Consider the following 17,811-nt stretch of genomic DNA (forward strand, 5'->3'; position numbering starts at 1 on the left):
CTGACCGGGTGACGAGAAGCGTCCGCTTTCAAGCGGCGGATGCGGCCTCGTGACTGGCGGTCCGGAACTGCTCGAATACTGCACAGGCCGCCCGCTGACAGGCCCTGAACCCGTCAGCATCCAGGCTGTCGATGGCCGGGCCGAGGCGGTGCCAGTTCCGGCGGTCATGTTCGCCGGGGGCCATGTAGGCGGCGGCGTCCAGAAAGCCCGCCGCGGCCAGCTGGCGCCCGAGGATGGCGCCGCCCATCTTCGAGCCGAGATACACATAGCTGGCCCCGAGGGCGGCCCCGGGCCGGATGGGGTCGGGCGGCGTGGTGGCCCGCGGCGCTACAAGAGCGGCGAGCTGGTTGAGGCGAAACAGGCCGGCGGCAGGGAGGGCGAAGGCGTCCGAGTAGACGCGATCCGCGCTTTCATGGTCGAAGCCCGACCAGGCATGCCAGTGCATGCGGAGGACGTGATCGACATCGCGCCGACTGGCCCGGCCGGCGGCCATGCGGGCGAACGGCGGGGCATGGTGCAGCGCCTCGTGCACCTCGGCGGTGGCCTGGCGCAGGGCGAGGAGGCGCGTGGTCCGCATCAGGCCAGCTCGCACGGCAGGAGGTGGGCCAGACAGCCTTCCCCTTGATCGGATCGGATGCTCATCACCCCACCCATCACGCCAGCCAGTTTGTTGGCAACAGAAAACTCCAGCCTGGCGTCTTCCCGTCAGGCCAGGGATGGACCACCCGCCCGAGGTATAACGGGTTGAAACCTCAAGGCGTCGGGGGTTTTGTCGGGAACAAGAGACAGTTCGGCCGTCGGCAGATCGCCTCGAGGCGCCGGCCGGTGTCAGTCGAACAGGCCGATCTCGCGCAGGCGCTGGTTGAGGAAGTCATTCGCCCGCATCGGCTCGGGATACTTGTCCGGATTGTCCGGCCCGGCACAGCCCGGCAGCGTCTCGATCATGTAGTCGGGCCGGTAATGCAGGAAGAAGGGCATGGAATAGCGCGAATGCTCGGTGCGGGCGCCGGCCGGGTTGACGACGCGGTGCTGGGTCGAGGGCAGGACGTCATTGGTCGAGCGCGCCAGCATGTCACCCATATTGACCACCAGGCAGCCGGGCGGCGGGTTCATGTCGACCCATTCGCCGCTGCGGGTCTTCACCTGGAGGCCGGGTTCCTCGGCGCCGAGCAATAGCGTGATGGTGTTGATGTCGCCATGCGCCTCGGCGCGGATGGAGCCGCCCGTATCGCCCTTGACCGGCGGGTAGTGGAGCAGGCGCATCACCGAATTGCCGTCCTTCACCGTGTCGTCGAAGAAGGTCTCCTCGAGGCCGAGGTCGAGGGCGATGGCGCGCAATACCTTGACGCCGAGGCGGTCGAATGCGGTGTACAGGCCGTGCACGACGGGGCGCCAGTCGTCGACTTCGTCGGGCACCAGGTTGGGCGCCATGTCCTGCTCGTACTTGTGGCCGGCCGGCAGATCGCGGCCGACATGCCAGAACTCCTTGAGGTCGACGTGTGACGCGTCCTTGGCGATCTCCTTGCCGAAGGGCGTGTAGCCGCGCGCGCCGCCACCGCCGGGGATGAAGTATTTCATCTTGGCGTCTTCCGGCAGAGCGAAGAATTCCTCGGCCTTGCCGTAAGCGCGGCGGATCAGGTCCTCGTCGAGCCCGTGGTCGGAGATGGCGGCGAAGCCGTACTCGCGGAAGCTGCGGCCGAGCTCGCGGGCGAAGCGCTGCTTGTCGGTCGCCTGCAGCTTCATCGACACCGGTTCGAAACGGGAAAGGGTCGGGTCCTGGGACATTCTTCTGGGCCTGTATCTGGTCTGGCGTGGGGAATAGGCCCTGAGGCCAGTCCTGCCAAGAGGACATTGTGTACACACGCGGCCGTGATCGCAGCGCAGACTTGATCGTCGCGGGCGGGGACCCAATTGTCACGGGTCTAGCAAGGGAGACCCGGCGGCATGGCTGATCCGATAGAACTTTATTACTGGCCCACTCCGAACGGATGGAAAGTGTCCATCGCACTCGAGGAGATGGGGCTGCCCTATGTTCTCAAGCCGGTGAATATCGGCAGTGGCGAACAGTTCACTGCGGAATTCCTGGCCATCAGCCCGAACGGTCGCATGCCGGCCATTATCGATCCGGACGGACCGGGCGGGCAGCCTGTGTCCATCTTCGAGAGCGGCGCGATCCTGCAATATCTCGGTCGCAAGAGCGGGCAGTTCTATCCGCAGGATGATGAGCGGGCGCGCATTGCCGTCGAGGAATGGCTGTTCTGGCAGGTCGGCGGGCTCGGACCGATGGCGGGACAGGCGCATCATTTCCGGTCCTATGCCAAGAAGATCGAACCGGATGAGAGCAAGCTGGAATACGGGGCCAACCGCTACACCAACGAAGTCAATCGCCTGTATGGCGTGGTCGAGCGGGTGCTGGGTCATGGCCGGGATTTCGTGGCCGGCGAGTACTCGATCGCCGACATGGCTATCTGGCCGTGGATCCTGCCGGAAGGCCAGGGCCAGGACATGGAGGAATTCCCGCGCCTCAGCGCCTGGCACGAGCGCATCAAGGCCCGACCGGCGGTCAAGCGCGGCCGCGATCTGGGCCGCGAGCTGCGGGCCCGGCTCGACGAGGACAGCGAGGACGCGAAGAAGGCGCGGGCCCTGTTGTTCGGCCAGCGGGCGCACAAGGGCTGAAGCCTGGATGGCGCCCGCGCTCGCCTGAGACGGGCAATGGCTTGCCAGCATCGCGCGAACACGGTTTGGTCCGGGTCGGAGACGATCTGGCATGGCCGATATCAGTGACATGGGGGACCGGGACGCGGCAGCGCGGCGCTTCTGGGGTGGTGAGCTGACCGCTCGCGAGCGGGCCCGGCTGGCCCGTGTCGAAGCCTTGCGCGCCGACACTGTCTCACCCTTCGAGGCGCCGCTGCTTCGGTTGTTTCCCTGGCTGGTCTGGCGCGCCGTGTTCAAGGGATTCCAGCTGGTCTGGCTGGCGACAGCGCTGATTGTCGCTGGGTGGTATGCGCTGGGTTGGCTGGGCCAGGTCGGCGGTTTGCGCGCCGTTGCAGAATTGCCGCCGGGCGAAGGTGACCGTCTGCAACAAGCGCTCCAGGCCAGCCTTCCGGCCGGGGTGGATGCCTATGACGTGTGGCGCTTGCGGCTCGAGGCGGCACTCGATGGCGAGGTGGTTTCTGCCGACGGGGTCAGCACCTGGCGCCGGGCGGACATGGATGCATTCCGCTCCTGGGCGGCGCTGGGTCCCGATCTGATCGGCCGCGAACGACTGGCCCTGGCGCAGTTGGCAGAGGGTGGTGATCCCGCTCCGGTCGATGCCCGCCTGCGGGCCGGTGCGCTGTGGCACCGCACTGCGTTACTGGACGAGCATTACCGGGCCAGCCTGGCGGCAGGTCGGGCGCGGGAGCTGGAGCCGCCGGAGCTGGTCTTCGCGCCGCCGGAGCTCGTCCAACGATACCAGGACAACCTGTTTTCCGCCTCGGTGGCAGAGCAGGGTGTGACCGATTTCTTTCGCGGTGATCATCGCGGCCAACTTGAACTGTCTGCCTTTCCCGGCGTGATGACCGACCGGGCGCGGGTCGGGCGACTGTATGGCGGGCCGCGGCACCTCGTAATCCAGGCCTGCTCGCTGGCACCGGCGCGCTTTGCCGGCTGTGCCAGCGGCATCGTGCCGCGCGAGGCTCCCGACCGGCTGCGCCTGGCGCTGGCAGTTCTGGAAACCGGCCTGGCTGATCTGCCCGGCACGTCTGACGACATGCGCGAGGGGGCGGAAATCCTGCAGGCGGCGCGCACGGCGGGGCAGCTGGCGCCGGGGCTGGAATCGCAGCTTCTGGGCCTGGTGGACCGCCTGCTGCCACCCGAGCGCGTGCTCGACCATCTGGCGGAGGGGAACGCCCGGCTCGATTTCATCTTTGCGGCGCCGCAACGGGCCCGGGCTGTCCTGGTGCCCATGGCGCTGACCGGCGAGGACGCTGTGGCACTGGCCGAAGTGCTGCGCGATGCGGCGCGCGTCCGCGATGCCATGCGGCCGCTTCTCGCGGTGCGCATTCTCAGTGCCGCCGGGTCGGCCGAGCAATTGCGTCAGCTGACCGGGCTGAGCACTCTGGCCGGGATCCGGACCTTGGCCATTCTGGAACAGCTGGGGCCGTCCGCACTGGTCCCGGTCATGCCGGCGCCGAGTGTGCGCGATTGGCCGCCAGTACCGCGTGGACTGGTGCTGGCACTGGCGGCGGCCTGCCTGGTTCTGCTGTTGACCCTGGTGCGCCTCGTGACTCCGTCCGAGATGCGCAAGGCCAGTCGCTTGAATACATTGGACGCTTGGGTCTCGCATTCATTACTTGGTAGGAAAATCTAACGGATTTAAATACTTAAGGCGTATTATTCCTGATTTCCCTTAACCTTAATGCAATCCTCTTTGCTCAGGATCACATCCGTTCGAAGGCATTCGGACTGGATGGTGGTGCGGATGACAGATCAGAAGATCGGGTCCGCCAGTGTAGAGTAGAAGGGAAGAATCCCATGGCATTCACGGACGTAGAAACGGCCCAGGCGCATGACGCCGCCAACACCGAGCCCAACGGCGAAGACCTGTGCAAGCTGGGCATCCTGTATTCCACGGGCCAGGGCGGCGAGATCGACTATGTCGAAGCGCACAAATGGTTCAATCTGGCGGCCCTGATGGGTTCGGACACCGCGAAATACTATCGCGCCGAAATCTCCGACCAGATGTCGACCTCCCAGGTCGCCGCGGCCCAGCGCGCCGCGCGCGAATGGCTGTCGACCCGCCACTAGGCAACGCTCTCACCAGACAGTCCGCAATGCCGGCGCCGCGCTGACGCGCGCCGGCAGGCGGGACGGCGATGGCAGGGGATGGCTGTCGCGGGGGTTGAGGGGGTTCCAGAAATTGTGGTGCGGACGCGAGCGGCGGCGGCCCGTTCGTGTAACGCTGGAACGCCAGGTCGGGCCTGCGCGCGAAAGCGCGGGCTGAGCCATTGACCCCTTGTCAGCCAGCGGGCCTCATTCGCTTCCGCCGGTCAAGGGCGCCTCTGTCGCCGCTGCGCGGGCATGCCCCTTGACCGGCGGAAGCGAATGAGGCGGGGACTCGGCAAGGGATGAATGGGCAGGTGGGGCGCTGATGGCGCCCTATTCTTTGTCCAGGTTTCAGGGCCTCACGGGTGCGCCCGGCGCGGTCCGGTTTGCTCCTGGCCAAGCGTGCACCTAGTTCGTGATGGCGTCGGCGATGGCGTAGGAGAACGCCTGGTCGAGCGGGATGATGCCGGTCACGTACTGTTCCACGAAGACATTGATCTCGGCCACTGTGGAGCGCGGCACGAAGACGATGTCGTGGCGGCGGATCTGGATGGTGTCGCTGCCGGCGCGGCCGGCCAGGGCATCGCGCAGATTGACCGTCCGCATCATCAGGTCGCCGCCGGGCTGGCGGCGCAGCACGACCACTTCGCCGCGGGCAGCGGTGTCGCGGAAGCCGCCGGCCAGCATGACGGCTTCCAGCGTGCCGACCGGGCCGGTGATCTCGACCAGGCCAGGCGTGTTGACCTGGCCACCGACCAGGATGTTCTGGGTCGCCAGCTCGCCGCGTCGCACCTCGACGATGGGCGAGACCAGCACGTTGCGCGCATAGGCGTCGGCAACCTGGTTGGCGATCTCGACATCGGTTTTTGCGGCCACCATGAGGTTGGGCAGGAGGGGCAGTGCGACCCGGCCGTCCGGACCGATTGTCACGGTGCGAGACAGCTCGGGAGCCGAGTGCACGGTCACGTCAATGCTGTCGCCCGGGTAGAAGCGATAGGCCGGATCGGTGTCCTGCCAGGCGGCAAAGCGCGTATCGGTCCAGGCCTGGTGCGTGGCCGGGCCAGCACCGCTGGCGCAAGCCGTGGTGGCGAGCAGGGCGGCGAGGCACAGGCCGGGGCGGAGTACGGGCATGACTGGTCCTTCGGGATCGACTGTCAGGACCGTAGTTTTGAGCCCCCATGGATAAGAAAAAATTAAGCGGAAAGCGGCTCTTATGCAGGCATGACTCGCGCGTCTCATGATTCCGGCCGATCCCCTGACCGGCCGACCGGGCCCGGCCTGCCGCACAGGCGGGAGCTGGACCTGTTTGACGTGGTCGCGCTGGGCTGGCTGGAGCGCGGCCTTATCGCGCTGGTTTTCGCCGTGATTTTCGCCATCGGCGTGGTTGCCAGCCTGACCCTCCTGAAGCCGAGTTATGAAGCCGAGACTCGCCTCCTGGTACTGCTTGACGAGGACCCGACGCCGTCAACGGCGGGACTGGGCGGGGCCTTCATGCTCGACCAGGTGATGCAGTCGGAAAGCCAGCTCCTCGGTTCGGCGGCCGTACGCCAGCTGGCGCTGGAGACGCTGGGCGCCGAGGCGATCCTGGGCGAGCCGGTCACGGGCAGCGGCCGGACGGCGGCGCTGAAAGCCCTGCGTGGCGGTTTCTCGGTCGGACGTGAACCGCAGTCCTCGGTCCTTACAGCTACGTTCACGAGCGCAGATGCCGAACGCTCTGCGCTTGTGCTCAATGCCCTGGTCAATGCCTATCTGGCCTATCGCGAGCAGATCCTGATCGAGACCGGGGTCACCGGTCTGGGTGAGCGGCGGATACGCGCCGACGCGGCTGTCCAGGACAGCCAGGCGGCCCTGGATGCCTTCCTGCGCCGGCATGACCTCTCGAATTTCGAGACCGAGAAAGCGACCATGGAAAACCTGGTCGGCGGGCTTACCGACCGGCTCGATGCCGCCCGGGCCAGCCGAGACGCGGCGCTGGCCGGCGCGTCGGCGCTGCGCGAGCGGCTCAACCAGATTCCCGCGAACATCGAGCTTTATGTCGAGAATGGCGTGTCCGGCGTTTTGCTGGAGCGCCGGGCCGAACGGGCCAGCCTGCTGTCGCGTTACCAGCCGGGCGCGCCGGCCGTGGCGGCGGTGGAGCGCGAGATCGAGGCGCTGGAGAACTTCATCGCCACCGGCGCGGCAGATGGTGAAGGTCAGCGGCGCACAGGCGCCAATCCCGTGCGCCAGACGCTGGAGTCGGAACTGGCGACGCGCGAGGCCGATGCCGGCGCGGCGGCGGCTCTGGCCGCCTCTCTGGAAACCCAACTGCGTGACAGTCGTACCGAGGTGACACGTCTGCGCAGCCTGGAGTCGGAATACACGCTGCTGGCCCAGGATGTGGCGGCGGCAGAGACGGCGGCGGCGGAACTGGCGGCCCTCGAAGCCTCGGCTTCGTCGCGCCGGGCACCCGGGCTGGGCTCGGCCGATGCGGTGCGGGTGATTGACCGGGCGACACCGCCGCTGGACGGTTCGTCGATGAAAAAGATCGGACTGGTCGCGTCCTTCATTCTGGCGGCTGGCATTGCGGCGCTTGTCGGTCTGCTCCGGGGCTATTGGCGGGTTTATGTGGCCGAGGATGCCCTGGCCCGGCCGCGCGGCCTGTCGGCGCGTACGGACAATGTTGAAATCCTGCATCCGAACAGGCGGTCCGCACCGCTCGAGGATGAGCGTGATCCCTACGACGGATTGCCGGTTCTGGCCCGCATCGGCGACCGGACAGCGTAAGCGCGCTGTTAACCCCGTGCGCGGCAAGGTGGGGCCGAATGTGACATTCGGCCGGACCGCCCAGAACCATGAACCTGACGCAAGAACTCCATCATCTCATTGACGGCCTTGAGCCGATTGCCCGGCCCGGTGGCCAGGGGCGAGCCCTCATGGTGATGGGCGCGAGCCCGGGGGCTGGCGCTTCGACCGTGGCCCGCGAACTGGCCCGGCTGGCGGCGCAGCGCTCGCGACGGGGTGTCTGGCTCTATGACCTGGACCTTCCGGGCAATGCCCAGGCCAAGGCGGCACGGGTAACCGGTCCGGCCTATGATGCCAGCTTCGGACGTCCACCATTCTGGAGCCTGAAGACAACCGGCAAGCCGGCCCGGATCGTGGCCCGCCAGTCGGTCGTGAGGAATTTGTTTGTCACCGAGCTGCAAGCCTCGACCCAGTCGGTACGCGAAGCCGGCCTGCATGCGGCGCCGGATTACTGGGACGCGGTTCGTCAGTCGATCGACCTCGCCATTGTTGACGCGCCAGGCCAGTCCAAGGCGGTGATGCCGCTGGTTACGGATCTGGACGGGGTGATCCTGGTCGCCGATGCGCGCCTGCAGCGCACGGACGGGTTGGCCGCTCGCCGCGCCGCCATCGAGGCGCGCGGCGGTGTCGTCGCCGGTGTCATCGTCAATCGCGCGGGCGGGATGCGGAGCGCCGCGTGAGTGTCGTGGCCGCCCCCGAGCCGGCCTTCCTGACCGCCTGGCGGCAGGCGCCGGCACTGGGCTTTGTCGGGCGCATCGAATGGGCGGCTGCGGCGGCCTTCCTCTTCCTGTTTTCCCAGGGTCTGATCGGGCCGCTCTTCGCCAGCGCCGAGGGAGCCGAGGATTCGGCCATCCTGCGCCTGATGTGGTTGCCGGTTTACGCCGTCACGCTGGTGCTTGCTATGGCGCGACCTGGCGCCTTTCTGCGCACCCTGGTGCAGAACCCGCTCCTGCTCGGCCTGGTCGGCCTGACCCTGGCGTCGACCGCCTGGTCGCTGGATCCGGACACCACGCTGAGGCGCGCCTTCGCCCTGGTGATGACGACGCTGTTTGGCTTGTGGCTGGCTTCGCGCTGGCCCTGGCGCAAGCTGATCCTGCTGTTCGCCACGGCCTTCGGCCTGCTCGCCCTGGCCAGTTTCGTGTTTGCCCTCGCCTTGCCGTCGATCGGTATCGATCATGGCGTACACGCGGGCGCCTGGAAGGGCGTGTGGTGGGAGAAGAACACGCTGGGCGCAATGATGGGACGCGGGGCCGTGGCCTGCCTGGCGGCGATGATCATTGATCCGAAGCGGCGCATGCTGTGGCTCGGCGCGACCCTGGCCTGTGCGGCGCTGGTCCTGCTGTCGACCTCCAAGACCGGCCTGTTGTCGCTGGTTCTGGGCATGGGCGGGATCATGGGGATCGCCATGTGCCGGCGCGGTTTCGGTTTTGCCAGCCTGATGCTGTTTGCTCTGCTGACCTTCGGGCTGATGGTGACCCTGATCGCGCTGATCGCGCCGGTCGAGGCGCTGGAAGCGCTGGGCCGTGATGCGACCCTGACCGGTCGAACCGATATCTGGGTGGCGCTCGCCGAACAGATCCGCCAGGCGCCGTGGACAGGCTATGGCTATATGGCGTTCTGGACCGTGGATAACGGACCGGTTTTCTGGGTCCGCCAGGCGACCAGCTGGCCGGTCCCGACAGCGCACAATGGCTGGCTGGAAACGGCGCTGGCGATCGGCCTGCCCGGCGTGGTGCTGATGGCGCTGGTCTTTGTCCGGGCCCTGCTGCGCGCGACGGGACGCCTGTTTCGTGGCGCCGAGACCTACTGGGCGCTGCCCTTCCTGGCCATGCTGGCCCTGGTATCGATCTCGGAGAGCAATCTCCTGCTGCAGAACTCCATCACCTGGGTGCTGTTCGTGGCCACTGCGGCAAAGCTCGCCGACAGGCGGGCGCGGGGCGCCGAGCCGGGCTGAGGGGCTGGTTCAGGCCGCCGCCGCCGGACCGTAGAATCTGGGCTCGAAACGATCCATCCACAACACCTTGCCAAGCCCCTGTGCCGCGCGGTCGATTAGGGCCGCCGCGCGGTTTGCTCCGAGCAGCAAGGCGGGCAGGCTGGCCAGACCGTAGAGGCCTAGTTGCGCAACGCCGATGATCATCCAGGCCAGGACGGACAGGTGGGGGTGACGGGCATATTGCCAGGCGCTCTGCGTGGCGCCTTGTCCGAAGGCGAAACTGCGGGCCAGCAGGTAGGTCCAGCGGGTGCGGTGTTGATCAACCGTTTCCACGGCATGGGCATCTGCCGACCAGGCAAAACGGGCCTCCTGGCGGGCCAGCTCGGCGAAGAAGGCGTCATCCTCACCACCGGTGGCATTGAGGCGCGGGTCGAAGGGCGCCGCGTCGAGCGCGAAGGCCTGACGGTCGACCAGGGAATTGCCGCAGCCATAAGGCGCGTCCAGCGTGCTGTCCTCAGCCGGGCCGGGACGCGAATAGACACGACGGGCGAGGGCGCCACGCAGGCCGGAAGCCTCGCCGGCATCACCGAGCAGAGGCCCGAAGACGACGCTCGCGCCGCGCTCGTCCGCCGTTGACAGCAGGGCAGCCAGCCAGCCAGGGCTGGCGATCTCGTCATCATCCAGAAAGGCCACGTGGCGGCCGCCGGCGCGGGCCCAGCCGGCATTGCGGGCATTGGCCACGCCGGGCTCGGACGCGTGCACGTAATGGATCGGGCACAGGCTCGTGGCCGCGGCGAGCTCCACGGCCTGGCGGGCGCTGGCGGCCGGGTCATTGTCGACGATGATAATCTCGTCCGGCAGGCGCGACTGGGCAAGCAGGCTGTCGAGCGCCCGGCGCAGGCCGTCGGCACGGCGGAAGGTGGGCAGGATGACCGAGACGGTCATGCCTCGGCTCCGATCGTGGCCATGGCGTCGCGCACCGTCATGACCCGTGCCCCGCTGGCTTCGACCGCCCGGCACACGCGCTCGAACTGGGCCGGCGTGCAGCCCCATTCGGTCGGCTGCGCCTGGATGTCATGGGTGTAGTAGACCAGCCAGCCCGGGTGACCGATCAGGCTGTGCGCCGCCTCGATGGCGCGCTCGATGCCGGCTTCGCCACCGTCGATCGGTACCGCGCGCAGCAGATTGCGGTCGGTACGAGCCCGGTTGATGCCGGCATGGACGCCGCGCAAGGTCCAGAAGTGCTCGCCGAGGGCCCGCTTGGCCGCCGGGCTGGCTTCGCCATAGGGGAAGGCAAAGCTGTCGAGTGCCTGGTCCAGCCCCATAGCTTCGAGGGCGCGGGCATTGCGCGCCACGTCGGCCATGACGTCGCTGGTGCGCACCCTGGCGGCGTCGAGATGGCCATAGGTGTGGCAGCCGATCTCGTGGCCGCGCGTGGTCAGGTGCTGCAGGTCGCCGGCGTCGAACATGCGGCCGTGATGGGTCTCGCCGCCGGCATAGGCGGCCGAGGCGTAATAGGTGCCGGTCCAGCCGCGCCGTTCCAGCGCGACGGCCCCGACCGTGGCGGCGGACTTGGGAAAATCGTCGAAGGTGAAGGAGACGATGGCGTGGTCGAGGGCGACATCGAGTTCGGCCCGAGCGGCGAAGCGCACCCAGCGTCGGTTGAGCGCCGACGCCAGCGATCCGGCCGGGATATAGGGCTGGTTCATCGGATCATCTCCGCCGTCCAGCTGGCGCGCCACAGCTTGAGCCCGGCCGTGCGCAGGCGAACGGGCAGGGCGGCATTGCGGGCGAAGGCGGCCCACAGGCCGCGCAGGCGCGCCTGCATCGGGATGAAGGCGAGCGAGCGGGCGGCGCGCGCCAGCGGCAGGCGCGCCAGTTCCGGGTTGCGCTCGATCAGGCGCTGGTAGTTGACCGCCCCGTCGCGGAATTTGGCGAGCAGCGTGTCGACATCCTGCAAGCCGCCATGGCGGGCCGGGTTGTCGAGATGGACGAGGTCGAAGCGTCGCGCCGCGCGGACGGCCCAGTCGACATCCTCGAAGCCCCAGCCCTGATAACCTTCGTCGAACGGCACCACACGCATCACCGAGCGCCGGACGAGGAGATTGCTGGAGCACACCGCGGTCGGGCCGATCTCGGTGCGCCGGGCCGCGTCGTGCTGGTCACTGGTGCGCGCCAGGGCGGCATGCAGCCACAGGCGGGGGTCACTTGGCCAGTCGGTGTGGTAGCCGCCAAAAGCGGCATCGAAATCATCGTTCTCGATGCGGTCGCGATAGCGCTCGAAGAAGGTCTCGTCGGTCGGCTGCATGTCCGCGTCCAGATAGAGCAGCCATTCGCCACGGGCGCGCTCGGCGAGCAAATTGCGGCCGGCCGAACGGCCCCGATTGCGCAGCGATGTGAGCAGGCGCACCGGCGTGTCGAGGCGGCCGAGCAGACGCGACAGGCGGCCATTGAGCTTGGGGTCGGGCTCGCCGTCATCGTGCAGTACGATCTCGATGTCGCGGCGACCGGCATTGAGCCGGTCGAGCGTGCGCAGCAGCGGTTCCGGATCATCGCAATAGAACGGAACGAGCACCGAGATCAGGCGCGGCGTCGGGTCCGTGCTGGCGGTATTGGTGGCTTCGCGCACCGAGTTGTCTGTCGTCATCATCATGTGTGTCTCAGGCCTCCACCGGTCTCAGCAAGCTGCGCGCCGCGCTGATCCATGACCGGCATCCGGCAATATCCAGCAAAAGGGCTGATATCCCGTAAACCGTTGCTCCCGTTAGGGTTTTGGTAACAAGGTCAAGGCTGGTCCAGGGCGATTCCGGCAACAGAATCACAGCCATGGCCATGATCAGTGTGGCCAGGGCGGCCTTGGTCCAGTCGATCCAGGGCAGGGGCAGGACGAAATAGCGCCGCCCGATGACAGCGCAAACGGCGAGCGACAGGCCGTAGGCGATGACGGTGGACAGGGCCGCGCCGACAATGCCGAACAGGGGCAGGAAGACGAGGTTGAGGCCCAGGTTGAGGGCCGCGGCGCCGAACATGATGGCGGCCATCACTCCGGTGCGCCGTTTCAGGGTGAAGGCCTCGTGGAAATAATAGGTCATCATGCCGTTCATCAGGCCGGACAGGGCGATCCAGGGCAGGATGGTGGCGGCTTCGGCGCGGACACTCTCGCCGATCAGGACATGGGTCAGCGGTCCGGCGATCAGGGCCAGCCCGGCGGCGGCCGGGAAGGCGACGAGGCCCATCAGTCCGGCGGCGCGGCGGGCCACGTCCTGCGCTGCAGCCACCCCTTCATGCTCGAGCGCCTTGATGGTGAGTGGCCAGACGGCGGCCCCGAACCAGATGAAGATGATGTCGAGCAGGCGGTCGGCGAGGCCGTAACCGGCCGCATACATGCCGACGGCGCCCTGTCCGAGGAAGGCGGCGATCAGGAAGCGGTCGCCGACCGACAGGAGATGTTCGAAGATCAGCGACATCGAGATCGGGGCGCCATAGCGCGCAAAGGCGCGGGCGCGCGCTGGCTGGCGCCGGCCGCCACGACTGCGGCGCAGCATCACCGGCAGGTCCACGACAAGCAGCGAGGCCGCCGCGACAGCGGTTCCGGCGAACACGCCCGCGGCCCCCAGATCGGTGGTCAGAACGAGGGTGATGCCGACGGTGAAGCCGAGCATGAGATAGCCCGCTTCCAGGGCCGAGTAGCGGGCGACCCGGCCGGCGGCCCGGTGCGTCTCCATGCCGATCTGGGCGGCGGCGCGCAGGATCATCGAAACCAGGGCGAAACTGAAGGCGGCCTTGAGCGGCGCGTCCAGCGGCACCAGGACCAGGGCGAGCCCGGCAAGAGCGACCAGAAGTGCGGCAAAGATGGCGTAGAGGCCGTAGGCGGTGGCCAGGTGTTCGCGCTCGCGCCGGCGCTGTACCGCGCGCGCATGGAAGCGGGCTACGGCGGCTTCCAGCCAGGTGAAGGTGAGGATGTTGGCCAGGGAAAGCGTTGCCAGGACAAGGGCGTACTGGCCGTAGGACTCGGCCGGCATGATACGGGTCAGGATGGCGACCGAGCCGAACCCGACCACCGCCTGTGCCGCCTGCACGGGCAGATACCCCAATAGATGCCGTCCAAGCATGAAACGCTCCGTTCGCCTGCGAGGCGAGCCATGCAAGTCGAATGCCGCGCGGCACGCGATCCGCACGCGATGTCAGTCTCCAGACATCGCATCGCTTCGTTCACCGGCTGCTAATGCGTTGGGTGTAAGCAGGCTTGCAACCAGACGTATGAATGCGGGGGCGCAGGACCGGGTGATGAGAGAGTGGACGGCAAGGCTGGAAACGCCGAGTGCGCTGGCGCAGGCAGAGCGGGACGCGTGGGAGATCTTCCGGAGCGAAGATTCGGCGCTCGACAGTCCCTATTTCAGCCTGGACTTCGCCGAGTGCTGCGAGCAGGCGCGCAATGACACCCGGATCCTGGTGATGAGGCAGGGCGGCGCGGTGCGTGGTTTCCTTCCGCTGCAGGCCGGCCGCTTTGGTTATACCCGTCCGCTGGCCGGGCCGCTGGGTGATGTGCACGGTGTCATCGCGGAGCCGGGGTGCCGAATTGACCTTCAGGCCTGCCTGGCGGCGGCCCGCATCCCGGTGTTCGAGTTTCACAGTGCCCTGGCCATGCAAGCCGCCTTCCAGCCCCTCGTCCACGCGCGTGAAGGCGGCTGGATGATGGATCTACGCGGCGGCTATGAGGCCTGGCTGGACTCCCGCCGGGCGGTCAGCTCGAAGATCGTGCGCAATATAAGATCGAAGTATCGCAAGCTGGAAACGCTCGAGGGCGAGGCCGTGTTCACCATGGAGGACAGGGCTCCGGACGTGTTGCCGGCGATGCTCGGCTGGAAGCGCGAGCAGTATGCGCGGACCGGCGTGTTCGACGTGTTCTCGGTTCGCTGGACACGGCGGCTGATGGAGGCTGTTCTCGCGCGCCGCGGGCCGGGTCTGAACGGCGTGGCCTCGAGCCTGCGCGTCAATGGCGAGCTGGCGGCGGTGCATGTGGGCATGAGAAGCGAGCGCTCCGTACAATACTGGTTTCCGGCCTACAGCCCGGCCCATGCCCATGTCTCGCCCGGCCTCCTTCTGCTGGTGGAGACGGCCCGCTGGGCGGCGCAACTGGGCTGCACCACGATCGAGCTGGGCAAGGGCGATTATGCGTTCAAGAAGGACCTGGCCTCCTACCAGGTGGCGCTCGGCAGCGGCTATTGGGCGGCGCCCTGTGCCCTCGGCATGGCGCGGCGGGCCGGCGACGTGCTGGCAAGCCGGGCCGAGACCGCGCCGCTGGGCCGGGCCGCGCACTGGCCGGCCAAGGCCCTGCGCAAGCTGGACCGCATCGCCGGTTTCCACGCCGCATGACCGGGCCCAGCCGCCGCGCCGTGCTGGCTGCGGGGGCCGGCGGTTCACTGGCCCTGCTGGCCGGGGCGGGTGGCGCGCAGGCCCGCCTTAGCAAGCTGGACCTGTGGGACAATTCGCGCGGCACCCAGCTGCGCGGCGCGGTGATCAGTCAGCGCCGGGTCTACCGCGACATTGACGGTCCGGAATTTCTCGGCCCCGGGCCGGCCGGCTCGCCGGTCTCGGACCAGGCCCTGCGCCTGCTCGCCCGCTCCGGGGCCAACCTCCTTGTCCTGTCCCACCCCGGCATTTGCCGGGTCGCCGCGCCCTATCAGGTTGACGCGGCCATGGAGGCGCATCTGGACGACCTCGTGGAGCGTGCCGGACGGGCCGGCCTGTTCGTCGTCATCGGCTTTCGCTCGGGCCCCGGGCGCAGTGATTTCACCTTCCACCGGGACAGCGCGGGCAGCTGGTTTCCGGCCTCCATGATCGACGAGCATGTCTGGCAATCGGAGGCGGCCCAGGACGGCTGGGAGACCATGTGGCGCCGGGTGGCCCGGCGCTATCGCGGCCACGCCCATGTCGCCGGCTATCTGCTGATGGTGGAACCGAACGCCAACCAGGTGGCGCGGGGACCGGACGGTGGGGATCTGGAGGAATGGGACCCGCAGCGCCTCGCCGAGCGGGTTGCCGACACGCCGGCTGACTGGCCGCGCCTGGCCCGGCGGCTGGCCCGGGCGGTGCGCGAGGAGGACGGCGAGACGCCGCTCCTGGTCAGCCCGGACGGCTATGCCAGCCAGCGCTTCGCCGGCCTGCTCGACCTGCAGGCCGTGCCCGGACAGGTGCTGGCGCTGCATGACTATGCACCGCGCGACTACACGCACCAGGATCCAGACGGGCACATCGGCTTCGCCCCGTGGCAGGCGGCCTATGTGCCGCCGGCTCACACGCCGTGGATGATGGGGGAGTTCGGGGTGTCGCGCTGGGCGCCGCGCGCCGCGGATTATCTGAGCCAGCGTATTTCATCGCTGGAGGCGGCGGGCGCCGGCTGGGCGGTCTTCCGCTGGGATACGGGCTGGCGGGTCTACGAGGACAGCGAGAACCGGTTCAATCCGCTTTACGGCGATCAGCCGGGGGCCGACGCGCCGGACGCCTATTCGCCCTTGCTGGCAGCTTTGCGTGTGGCGTGGCGGGCCAATCGGCACGTGCCGCCCGGACGTTTGCGGCGTTGATCAGCGGATATTGACGCGGTCGCCCATGAGCGCCGGAAGCGTGCGCAGCATGATCCACAGGTCGAACCAGAAGCCGGACCGGGAGATGTATTCCAGGTCGAGACGGATGCGCTCGCGTGCGGCTTCCGGGGTGTGCAGGGGGCCGCGCGAACCGTTGATCTGAGCCCAGCCGGTGAGGCCCGGCTTGACCCGGTGACGGTGGGCATATTCAGCGACCAGGCGGGAGGTCTCGGTGCCGCCGGTCCGCATGTTCGGCGCGTGCGGGCGCGGACCGACGAGCGACATTTCGCCGGTCAGCACGTTCCACAGCTGAGGCAGTTCGTCGAGACTTGTCTTGCGCAGGAAGTGACCGAGGCGGGTGACCCGGGGGTCATCGAATTCGACCTGCCGGACCGGGGCGTCGGCCTCCTGTTCGCGGTGCCGCATGGTGCGGAATTTGCGCACCTTGATCGGCCGGCCATTGAAGCCGTCGCGGATCTGGCTGAACAGGACCGGGCCGCGGCTGTCGAGGCGCACTGCGAGAGCGATGAGGGCCATCACAGGTGCCGCCGCAACCAGCATCAGGCTGGCCAGAACAAGATCCTGCAGGCGCTTGGCGATCAGCCGGGCGACGGGCTGCTCATAGCCCGATACACGTGCCGAACGCACGCCGACAATGTCCTCCAGCGAGGTCCCTTCCGGGTCGAACTGCTCCAGATCGAGCAGCAGGCAGACCGTGTGCGGCAGGGCGCGCAGCCGGGCAAGCAGGCTGCGGACGCGGGCTTCCGCTTTCGGGGTCACGGTCAGGATAATGCGGTCGACCTCGGGCAATAGCGGCCACGCGAACAGATCGTCGGTGGTCCCCAGATAGGGGGTGCCGGCCAGGGCCATCGGAGCGCGCGCCTTGCGGTCGTCGAAGATTCCGACAACGTTGACGGTGCCGGAGCCCTGATTGGCTGTGATCAGCTTGGCCGCATTGGGCGTGGCGCCGACCAGGACGACATTGCGGGCCAGCCGGCCGGCCTTCGACCAGTGGCGGATGAAACCGGCATAGATGGTCTGGAGCAGGGCCAGGGCGCCGACGGCGGTGACAGCGAATGTCGCGCTCAGGGCGGCCATGTCCGGAGCGGCAAGCCGGGCCAGGCCGATGGCGGCGGCGCCGGCCAGACCGGTGGCGATGAAGGCCCGGACAACCCGGAAGGCGGCGATTTCCCGCGGCGCGATGCGGTACAGGCCGACCATGGCCATGAGGCCGGGTGCGAGCACGGCAAAGGCCAGCATGGGTATCATTTCACCGGCGCTGAGCCGCAAGGGATCACCGTTCGAAACGGCGAGGAGGCCAGCGACAGTCAGCACCAGTATGGTGGCCAGATCCACGGTGCGCAGGCTGTGGCCGAGGGCCCGGCGGTCGAGGCGATGGCTGGGGGCCCGGTCGCGGGCCCGGATGTGGGCGCGCGCCAGAGCGGCCGCATCGGCGCGGCTGGCCTCGCTGATATTACTGCTGTCATTGGCCGGTCCGTAGCTGACCGGTCGCATGGACTTGAGCTGATCCATGGCCTTCCCCTGAAACTTGCCGCCAGAATAGGCAGAGGAGGCAAAACAATTGGTTGAAAGGCTTGGTTAGCAGCGGGTTTACGCCCGGCGGGAGCGGTGTCGAGCGGTAATTCCTGAGCACGGTCTCTGGTCTTCCGGGCGCGTGCGGACTAAGACGCCACCACATCCGCCCCG

Annotated in this window: 16 protein-coding genes; 8 read left to right on the forward strand and 8 right to left on the reverse strand. The window is 68.0% G+C overall.

All coding sequences use genetic code 11. The features are described 5' to 3' along the window. Window positions 1–28 precede the first annotated feature (28 nt). Both ACXYMR_RS13010 and ACXYMR_RS13015 read right to left on the reverse strand, forming a co-directional pair. Window positions 29–577 (reverse strand): heme oxygenase-like domain-containing protein, encoded by a 549-nt coding sequence (locus ACXYMR_RS13010; RefSeq protein WP_458943318.1) that lies wholly within the window; start codon window positions 575–577, stop codon window positions 29–31. A 251-nt stretch (window positions 578–828) separates the two neighbouring features. Further along, entirely contained in the window at window positions 829–1,785 is a 957-nt protein-coding gene (locus tag ACXYMR_RS13015) for an isopenicillin N synthase family dioxygenase (RefSeq protein ID WP_458943319.1), read from the reverse strand. A gap of 159 nt (window positions 1,786–1,944) precedes the next feature. Here ACXYMR_RS13015 and ACXYMR_RS13020 point away from each other — a divergent pair, with 159 nt between their 5' ends. The 3 genes from ACXYMR_RS13020 to ACXYMR_RS13030 all read left to right on the forward strand — a co-directional run bounded on the left by ACXYMR_RS13020 (window position 1,945) and on the right by ACXYMR_RS13030 (window position 4,788). After that, window positions 1,945–2,676 carry a glutathione S-transferase N-terminal domain-containing protein gene (locus ACXYMR_RS13020; RefSeq protein WP_458943321.1) on the forward strand — a complete coding sequence of 244 codons (732 nt, stop codon included), beginning with the start codon at window positions 1,945–1,947 and terminating at the stop codon, window positions 2,674–2,676. 91 nt (window positions 2,677–2,767) lie between these two features. Then, window positions 2,768–4,351, forward strand: coding sequence for a hypothetical protein (locus tag ACXYMR_RS13025; protein WP_458943322.1), 1,584 nt, complete (start codon window positions 2,768–2,770; stop codon window positions 4,349–4,351). 164 nt (window positions 4,352–4,515) lie between these two features. Next, a complete protein-coding gene (locus tag ACXYMR_RS13030) occupies window positions 4,516–4,788 on the forward strand; it encodes a hypothetical protein (protein WP_458943323.1) in 273 nt (90 codons plus the stop codon). Between the two features lie 426 nt (window positions 4,789–5,214). On the opposite strand, the gene ACXYMR_RS13035 is transcribed toward ACXYMR_RS13030, so the two are convergent. Continuing rightward, entirely contained in the window at window positions 5,215–5,937 is a 723-nt protein-coding gene (locus tag ACXYMR_RS13035; RefSeq protein ID WP_458943324.1) for a polysaccharide biosynthesis/export family protein, read from the reverse strand. Between the two features lie 90 nt (window positions 5,938–6,027). Here ACXYMR_RS13035 and ACXYMR_RS13040 point away from each other — a divergent pair, with 90 nt between their 5' ends. The 3 genes from ACXYMR_RS13040 (at window position 6,028) to ACXYMR_RS13050 (ending at window position 9,541) form a co-directional block, all read left to right on the forward strand. Continuing rightward, window positions 6,028–7,569, forward strand: coding sequence for a GumC family protein (locus tag ACXYMR_RS13040; protein ID WP_458943325.1), 1,542 nt, complete (start codon window positions 6,028–6,030; stop codon window positions 7,567–7,569). A gap of 68 nt (window positions 7,570–7,637) precedes the next feature. Further along, window positions 7,638–8,267 (forward strand): P-loop NTPase family protein, encoded by a 630-nt coding sequence (locus ACXYMR_RS13045; protein ID WP_458943326.1) that lies wholly within the window; start codon window positions 7,638–7,640, stop codon window positions 8,265–8,267. Then, the gene (locus ACXYMR_RS13050; protein ID WP_458943327.1) at window positions 8,264–9,541 is read left to right on the forward strand and encodes an O-antigen ligase family protein; all 1,278 of its coding nucleotides are present in this window, start codon (window positions 8,264–8,266) and stop codon (window positions 9,539–9,541) included. Before ACXYMR_RS13045 ends, ACXYMR_RS13050 begins: the two co-directional genes overlap by 4 nt. Before the next feature lie 9 nt (window positions 9,542–9,550). Here the strand turns inward: ACXYMR_RS13050 and ACXYMR_RS13055 are convergent, their stop codons facing one another. From ACXYMR_RS13055 to ACXYMR_RS13070, 4 genes are read right to left on the reverse strand one after another with little or no spacing between them, the layout of a single operon-like run. After that, entirely contained in the window at window positions 9,551–10,465 is a 915-nt protein-coding gene (locus ACXYMR_RS13055) for a glycosyltransferase family 2 protein (protein WP_458943328.1), read from the reverse strand. Then, complete coding sequence (locus ACXYMR_RS13060) at window positions 10,462–11,229, reverse strand: polysaccharide deacetylase family protein (protein ID WP_458943329.1); 768 nt, start codon at window positions 11,227–11,229, stop codon at window positions 10,462–10,464. Before ACXYMR_RS13060 ends, ACXYMR_RS13055 begins: the two co-directional genes overlap by 4 nt. After that, window positions 11,226–12,173, reverse strand: a complete 948-nt coding sequence (locus ACXYMR_RS13065; RefSeq protein ID WP_458943331.1) for a glycosyltransferase family 2 protein — start codon at window positions 12,171–12,173, stop codon at window positions 11,226–11,228. Before ACXYMR_RS13065 ends, ACXYMR_RS13060 begins: the two co-directional genes overlap by 4 nt. Window positions 12,174–12,180: 7 nt before the next feature. Further along, complete coding sequence (locus ACXYMR_RS13070) at window positions 12,181–13,632, reverse strand: oligosaccharide flippase family protein (RefSeq protein ID WP_458943332.1); 1,452 nt, start codon at window positions 13,630–13,632, stop codon at window positions 12,181–12,183. 175 nt (window positions 13,633–13,807) lie between these two features. Here ACXYMR_RS13070 and ACXYMR_RS13075 point away from each other — a divergent pair, with 175 nt between their 5' ends. Continuing rightward, a complete protein-coding gene (locus tag ACXYMR_RS13075) occupies window positions 13,808–14,896 on the forward strand; it encodes a GNAT family N-acetyltransferase (RefSeq protein ID WP_458943333.1) in 1,089 nt (362 codons plus the stop codon). Beyond that, on the forward strand, window positions 14,893–16,104 hold the full coding sequence (locus ACXYMR_RS13080) for a glycoside hydrolase family 5 protein (RefSeq protein WP_458943334.1): 1,212 nt from the start codon (window positions 14,893–14,895) through the stop codon (window positions 16,102–16,104). Before ACXYMR_RS13075 ends, ACXYMR_RS13080 begins: the two co-directional genes overlap by 4 nt. Here the strand turns inward: ACXYMR_RS13080 and ACXYMR_RS13085 are convergent, their stop codons facing one another. Continuing rightward, entirely contained in the window at window positions 16,105–17,637 is a 1,533-nt protein-coding gene (locus ACXYMR_RS13085; protein WP_458943335.1) for an exopolysaccharide biosynthesis polyprenyl glycosylphosphotransferase, read from the reverse strand. Window positions 17,638–17,811 lie beyond the last annotated feature (174 nt).

It is taken from the genome of Maricaulis sp. CAU 1757, from assembly GCF_054482675.1.

Excerpts from the sequence above, each read along its gene's own strand:
- ACXYMR_RS13060 (WP_458943329.1), bottom strand. The coding sequence starts at position 11,229 with ATGAACCAGCCCTATATCCCGGCCGGATCGCTGGCGTCGGCGCTCAAC.
- ACXYMR_RS13035 (WP_458943324.1), bottom strand. The coding sequence starts at position 5,937 with ATGCCCGTACTCCGCCCCGGCCTGTGCCTCGCCGCCCTGCTCGCCACC.
- ACXYMR_RS13025 (WP_458943322.1), top strand. The coding sequence starts at position 2,768 with ATGGCCGATATCAGTGACATGGGGGACCGGGACGCGGCAGCGCGGCGC.
- ACXYMR_RS13045 (WP_458943326.1), top strand. The coding sequence starts at position 7,638 with ATGAACCTGACGCAAGAACTCCATCATCTCATTGACGGCCTTGAGCCG.
- ACXYMR_RS13065 (WP_458943331.1), bottom strand. The coding sequence starts at position 12,173 with ATGATGATGACGACAGACAACTCGGTGCGCGAAGCCACCAATACCGCC.
- ACXYMR_RS13055 (WP_458943328.1), bottom strand. The coding sequence starts at position 10,465 with ATGACCGTCTCGGTCATCCTGCCCACCTTCCGCCGTGCCGACGGCCTG.
- ACXYMR_RS13030 (WP_458943323.1), top strand. The coding sequence starts at position 4,516 with ATGGCATTCACGGACGTAGAAACGGCCCAGGCGCATGACGCCGCCAAC.
- ACXYMR_RS13020 (WP_458943321.1), top strand. The coding sequence starts at position 1,945 with ATGGCTGATCCGATAGAACTTTATTACTGGCCCACTCCGAACGGATGG.
- ACXYMR_RS13085 (WP_458943335.1), bottom strand. The coding sequence starts at position 17,637 with ATGGATCAGCTCAAGTCCATGCGACCGGTCAGCTACGGACCGGCCAAT.
- ACXYMR_RS13080 (WP_458943334.1), top strand. The coding sequence starts at position 14,893 with ATGACCGGGCCCAGCCGCCGCGCCGTGCTGGCTGCGGGGGCCGGCGGT.
- ACXYMR_RS13015 (WP_458943319.1), bottom strand. The coding sequence starts at position 1,785 with ATGTCCCAGGACCCGACCCTTTCCCGTTTCGAACCGGTGTCGATGAAG.
- ACXYMR_RS13010 (WP_458943318.1), bottom strand. The coding sequence starts at position 577 with ATGCGGACCACGCGCCTCCTCGCCCTGCGCCAGGCCACCGCCGAGGTG.
- ACXYMR_RS13075 (WP_458943333.1), top strand. The coding sequence starts at position 13,808 with ATGAGAGAGTGGACGGCAAGGCTGGAAACGCCGAGTGCGCTGGCGCAG.
- ACXYMR_RS13040 (WP_458943325.1), top strand. The coding sequence starts at position 6,028 with ATGACTCGCGCGTCTCATGATTCCGGCCGATCCCCTGACCGGCCGACC.
- ACXYMR_RS13070 (WP_458943332.1), bottom strand. The coding sequence starts at position 13,632 with ATGCTTGGACGGCATCTATTGGGGTATCTGCCCGTGCAGGCGGCACAG.